The 3,182-nt window shown below is 71.4% G+C and carries 3 protein-coding genes and 1 pseudogene; 2 read left to right on the top strand and 2 right to left on the bottom strand.

Going from position 1 to position 3,182, the window contains the following annotated elements; genetic code table 11:
- Positions 1-179: 179 nt before the first annotated feature.
- Positions 180-1,283 carry a bifunctional succinyldiaminopimelate transaminase/glutamate-prephenate aminotransferase gene (locus ACQKIP_RS43750; RefSeq protein ID WP_365861874.1) on the bottom strand — a complete coding sequence of 368 codons (1,104 nt, stop codon included), beginning with the start codon at positions 1,281-1,283 and terminating at the stop codon, positions 180-182.
- 106 nt (positions 1,284-1,389) lie between these two features.
- Positions 1,390-1,710 (bottom strand): ferredoxin, encoded by a 321-nt coding sequence (gene fdxA / locus ACQKIP_RS43745; protein WP_030573070.1) that lies wholly within the window; start codon positions 1,708-1,710, stop codon positions 1,390-1,392.
- Positions 1,711-1,853: 143 nt separating this feature from the next.
- On the opposite strand from fdxA, the gene ACQKIP_RS43740 reads away from it, so the two are divergent.
- The gene (locus ACQKIP_RS43740) at positions 1,854-2,873 is read left to right on the top strand and encodes a GNAT family N-acetyltransferase (protein ID WP_365861872.1); all 1,020 of its coding nucleotides are present in this window, start codon (positions 1,854-1,856) and stop codon (positions 2,871-2,873) included.
- Positions 2,874-2,913: 40 nt separating this feature from the next.
- A pseudogene (locus ACQKIP_RS43735) lies at positions 2,914-3,182 on the top strand (hypothetical protein); the annotation flags it as partial.

The raw sequence follows: 3,182 nt of genomic DNA, 5'->3' as shown, positions 1-3,182 counted from the left end.
CACCGACACCGTCGGCAAGGGCCTGCCGACGGACTCCGTCACCAAGGGCGGCCTGCCGACCGACCAGCTGCCGGTCAAGAGCCTGCCGCTCGGCTGACCACCGCACACCCCGGAAGGGCCCGGAGCCACTGGCTCCGGGGCCGTCCGGCGTACCGGCCGGGGCCGCCTCCGCCTTGCGGTCAGGCCAGCCGCTCGACCGCCGCGGCCACGCGCTCGTCCGTCGCGGTCAGGGCGACGCGTACGAAGCGGTCGCCCGCGGGGCCGTAGAAGTCGCCGGGGGCCACGAGGATGCCGAGGTCCGCGAGGTGTCCGACGGTCTCCCAGCAGGACTCGTCGCGGGTCGCCCAGAGGTACAGGCTCGCCTCGCTGTGCTCGATGCGGAAGCCGTGCCGCAGGAGGGCGTCGCGCAGGGCGGTGCGCCGCGCCAGGTACCGCTCGCGCTGCTCGCGCACGTGGGCGTCGTCGCCGAGCGCCGCGACGACCGCCGCCTGCGTCGGCGCGGACGTCATCATGCCGCCGTGCTTGCGGATCTGGAGCAGGTCGCCGAGGACGGCCGCGTCACCGGCGAGGAACGCGGCGCGGTAGCCCGCGAGGTTCGACCGCTTGGAGAGCGAGTGGACGGCGACGATGCCGTCGTACGAACCGCCGCACACGTCCGGGTGCAGGACCGAGACCGGCTCCGCCTCCCAGCCCAGCTCCAGGTAGCACTCGTCGCTCACCAGGAGCACGCCGTGCTCGCGCGCCCAGGCGACCGTGCGGATCAGCTCGTCCTTGGACAGGACGCGGCCGGTCGGGTTCGAGGGCGAGTTGAGCCAGAGGAGCTTGAGGCCGGTGGGGTCGAGCTCGGTCGGGTCGTCGTACGCGACGTACTCGGCGCGGGCCAGACGCGCGCCCACCTCGTACGTCGGGTAGGCCAGCCGCGGGTAGGCGACGACGTCGCCCGGGCCGAGGCCCAGCTGGGTCGGGAGCCAGGCCACCAGTTCCTTGGAGCCCACGATCGGCAGGACGTTGTGGTGCGTGACGCCGCGGGCGCCAAGGCGCCGCTCGCACCAGCCGGTGATCGCGTCACGCAGCTCGGGGGTGCCCCAGACCGTGGGGTAGCCCGGCGAGTCCGCCGCCGCGACCAGCGCTTTCTGGATCAGCTCCGGCACCGGGTCGACCGGGGTGCCCACCGACAGGTCGACGATGCCGCCGGGGTGGGCGGCTGCCGTCGCCTTGTAGGGCTCGAGCTTGTCCCAGGGGAAGGTGGGAAGGCGGCCGGAAAGACCTGAGGCTGCGGACACGTGCTGACTCCCGTACTGCATGTACGTACTGCGTGTATGGACAAACGCCTCGGTCCCGTACGGCGAGATGTGCCGTACGGGACCGGGGCGGCGCTTCAAGCTGCCGTTACTGGTTCTGCGGCGGCAATGCGGCGATGAAGGCGTGGTCGCGCTCGATCAGGCCGAGCTTGCTGGCACCACCGGGCGAGCCGAGCTCGTCGAAGAACTCGACGTTCGCCTTGTAGTAGTCCTTCCACTCTTCCGGAGTGTCGTCTTCGTAGAAGATCGCCTCGACCGGGCAGACCGGTTCACAGGCTCCGCAGTCGACGCATTCGTCCGGGTGGATGTACAAGGACCGGGAGCCCTCGTAAATGCAGTCGACCGGGCACTCCTCGATGCACGCCTTGTCCTTGACGTCGACACAAGGCTGCGCGATGACGTATGTCACGCTGTCGTTCCTCCTCGATACGGGCGTTGGCGGGCCGTCTTCAGGCTCCGCTCGCCTGGCGCGCGGGAGCGCGGCGTCGTCGATGCCCGCCCCTAGTATCTCCGTTCCCGGGCATGATCCGAACAGGAGGGGCGTACAGAGCTGTGGAATTCACTGCGGGCGGACGGCTCGAGGTCCGCATTACCCCTGCTGACGTGGGCAAACGAGTGTCTGTACGACGCCTTGACGACGGGTCGAGAACGGATGGCAAGTTCACTGACACGGTGGGTGTTCTCACATCGTGGGACGACGGTGTGGTACTGATCACACGCCGCGACGGTGAGCGTGTCCGCATCGCGGAGAACACCCTGGTGGCGGGCAAGGTCGTCCCCGCCGCCCCGGCCCGCAGGCGCGGCCCGGCGGCGTCGTACGCGGAGCTGGCCAGGGTCGCCGCACGCGCCTGGCCGCCCGTGGAGAGCGAGCCGCTCGGCGAGTGGGAGCTGCGGGCCTCCGCCGGATTCACCCGGCGGGCCAATTCGGTGCTGCCCACGGGTGATCCGGGACGGCCCCTTGACGAGGCCCTGGCGTACGTACGCCGCTGGTACGGGGAGCGGGAGCTGCCGGCGTACGTCCAGACCGCGACCGGGGCCGCGGGCACCCAGGAACTGCTCTGCGCGGAGCTGGCGGAGCGGGGCTGGGAGCGCGAGGTGAGCTCGGAGATCCACGTCGGTGCTCTCGCGCCGCTCGGCGATCTGGACGTGCCCGCGGCGGCAGCGGAAAAGGTGCGTCTTGCACGCTCCTTCGACGAGGCGTGGCTGCGCCGGTACAACCGATCCGGGGTGCCGGGACCTCATGTGCTCCAGGTGCTGGCGGGCGGCCCCTCGGTGTGGTTCGCTTCCGTGCCCGGGCACTCTGCGGACGCGGGGCCCGCGGCGATCGGGCGGTGCGTCGTGGACGGGCGCTGGGCGGGATTCATGGCGGTCGAGGTGGATCCGGCGCACCGCAGGCAGGGCCTCGCGACCGCGGTGATGGCGGCGCTTGCCCGGCAGGCGCTCACCGAGGGCGCTTCGGCGGCCTGGCTTCAGGTCGAGGACGGCAACGAGGGTGCGCGGGCGCTGTACGGCGGTCTTGGCTTCGCCGCGCACCACACGTACCACCACTATCGATACCCGTCGGCTCGGTAGCTTCTACCGGTCGGCGCGGTAAGTAAGGCACGAGGCACGCATGCACGAGGAGTCAAGGACGGCCGCGTCCCGGCGGCGGTTCGCCGATGAGGCCAGGTCCGAGCGGCCCGACCTGTCCCTGCTGTGCCTCCTGGTGAGCGCGGAGGCGGATCCGGAACTCTGCGACGACGACATAGACGCGGCACAGATCGAGCTGGACCGGCTCGCCGGACAGCTGCCCTACCGCCCCGGCGGGGCACGGGAGTGGGCGGCGGCGCTCGCCGAACTCCTGGGCGCACGCTGCGGGTTCATGGGGACCCCCGCGGACTA

Source organism: Streptomyces sp. NPDC059900 (assembly GCF_050270335.1).
GTDB lineage: Bacteria > Actinomycetota > Actinomycetes > Streptomycetales > Streptomycetaceae > Streptomyces.
This window is presented reverse-complemented; position numbering and strand designations above follow the sequence as displayed.